This window comes from Chamaesiphon sp. OTE_75_metabat_556 (genome assembly GCF_031378165.1).
Classification (GTDB): Bacteria; Cyanobacteriota; Cyanobacteriia; order Cyanobacteriales; family Chamaesiphonaceae; genus Chamaesiphon.
In genome coordinates this window covers 1-1,903 of sequence record NZ_JANNDR010000063.1, presented here as the reverse complement: position 1 = coordinate 1,903, position 1,903 = coordinate 1, and the positions used below count along the sequence as shown (strand labels likewise).

Below are 1,903 nucleotides of genomic sequence, written 5' to 3'. Positions count from 1 at the left end.
AAGGTAATCAGTTCGCCATTAATGATTTCGCGTTCCCCGTATTTCATTTCGCTGGGGGGTGTAACTGATGCTGCATTCGCCTGAGTCATGTAATTGAGTGAATAGTGATTGATAAATATTGGCTCGAACAGTCGATCGCGGAATCAGATCTGTTCTGTGTGGGTACATAGATCGATCGAACCTTGTTATTCGTTAATCTCTTTTTCCGGAGCTAGATAATTTCGATATCGATCGACCGTGCCAGCGAAGATCACCTGACTAGTTAAGATCGTTCTCACCTTCCCAATCGGTACAGGTATCGCTATTGCAGCCGTAGGGATAGATCCCACAAATCAACAGATTGCCGCCATAGACAGTTCCATTATAGTTGATACACCCGACACAGGCGGGATGTGTGGCCGGATCTGGCAGGGGTCTAGTCGCAATCGGGATATCCCATTGCAGCGGCGTAGATTCTTCAAATTCTAATTCTAATTCTTGCCAAATTTCGGTCAGCACGTCTTTCAGTTCGTCCCATTGTAGATTGAGGATTTCCTGAGCTTCGGTAGTAACTTCTTCAACAAATTCCGTGAGTTCGCGACCAAATTCATCAAACAACGCGGTTAAATCTTTGAACGCGGCGGCGATTTCGTTTTGCCATTCTTCCATAGCGAACACCTAGTAGTTGTTGCCCGATCTAAGTTTAGATTGTACTATTCTCCGATGGAGATGCGATCGCAACTCTTTATATTTAGAGAGGGTTGATACCAAAGCTCAATTCTAGCATTCCCCACGATCGAGATATTTTTGCGATCGCGCCGAGATTTTTCTATCAGCACGTTCTCATCAGCAAGTCGATTGTCTGGAACAGAGACTCTGCTGCGTTGGCAGCGTCGCCAATCGCCAATATCATCAATATCGACAAGACGGTTGCCAAGATTGACAAATGAGCGCATGTGTGAGTTTTTAGAGTGGCTCGATCGAGTTTTTCACCAGAGAAACTGTCTATCATTAAACATGGTCAAAAGTGTCGCCCACATGTTCTTGGCGACGCTAGAAACATCGTTGTTTATGATTGGCGGGATTAGTGCTTGGTATATTCTCAAAGACCGTCATACCGCCTTTTTTAGTCGATCGCTCAAAATCGTTCTGGCTACAGCGATCGCCGTAGCACCGATCCAAATCTATGCCGGACACCTCAGTGCCGAGCAGGTAGCCTATTATCAGCCGACAAAACTGGCAGCGATCGAAGCTAAATGGGAGAGTAGTCCGGCGGGTCAGCCTGCTGACTGGAGCCTACTGGCAATCCCCGATGAAGCGAATAATCGCAACTCCTGGGAACTAACGGTGCCCAATGGTTTGGGTTACATCCTGGAGTTTCGCAAAAACCTGTCCGTACCCGTGCCAGGGTTGAATGAATGGCAACGCCAAGATCGTCCCAAAATGGTCGGACTGATTTATTATTCCTTCCGCGTGATGATTGCGATCGGGTTCTTTTTGGCAGCAGTGATGCTATGGAACGTGTTTGAGTGGTATCGGGGCAATCTGTCACCCGAACAGATCGGCCAGCAAAAGTGGCTGATGCGCGCCTGGATATTTTCAGCCCCTTTGGGCTATCTGGCGATCGAAGCTGGTTGGGTGGTGCGCTGTGTTGGTCGCCAACCGTGGGTACTTTACGATCGGATTCGCACGGTAGATGGTGTCTCCCCCGTACCGCCGACTAATGTTTTGACTTCTTTAATTTTCTTTATGGTCGTCTATTCGATCTTATTAGTGACGACGCTGTTCTTTGCCAGCCGGATTATCGGCAAAGGGCCAAAACTAGATTTGCCATTACCGGGCGCAGACGGTCAATTTATCCTCAATACCGCACCCGCAGAATCAGTACCCGATCGCCGACCGATCGAAGCGCAGCAGTAGTTAG

At 48.1% G+C, this 1,903-nt stretch carries 2 protein-coding genes and 1 pseudogene; 2 read left to right on the top strand and 1 reads right to left on the bottom strand.

Going from position 1 to position 1,903, the window contains the following annotated elements:
- Positions 1–258 precede the first annotated feature (258 nt).
- Complete coding sequence (locus RMO27_RS03205; RefSeq protein WP_309729026.1) at positions 259–648, bottom strand: OmpH family outer membrane protein; 390 nt, start codon at positions 646–648, stop codon at positions 259–261.
- Between the two features lie 92 nt (positions 649–740).
- On the opposite strand from RMO27_RS03205, the gene RMO27_RS03200 reads away from it, so the two are divergent.
- Positions 741–929: a hypothetical protein gene (locus RMO27_RS03200; protein ID WP_309729024.1), complete on the top strand. Its 189-nt coding sequence runs from the start codon at positions 741–743 to the stop codon at positions 927–929.
- A gap of 67 nt (positions 930–996) precedes the next feature.
- Positions 997–1,899, top strand: a pseudogene (locus RMO27_RS03195) (cytochrome ubiquinol oxidase subunit I); the annotation flags it as partial.
- Between the last annotated feature and the right edge of the window lie 4 nt (positions 1,900–1,903).

Coding starts and splice junctions, on each gene's coding strand:
- RMO27_RS03205 (WP_309729026.1), bottom strand. CDS start 648: ATGGAAGAATGGCAAAACGAAATCGCCGCCGCGTTCAAAGATTTAACC.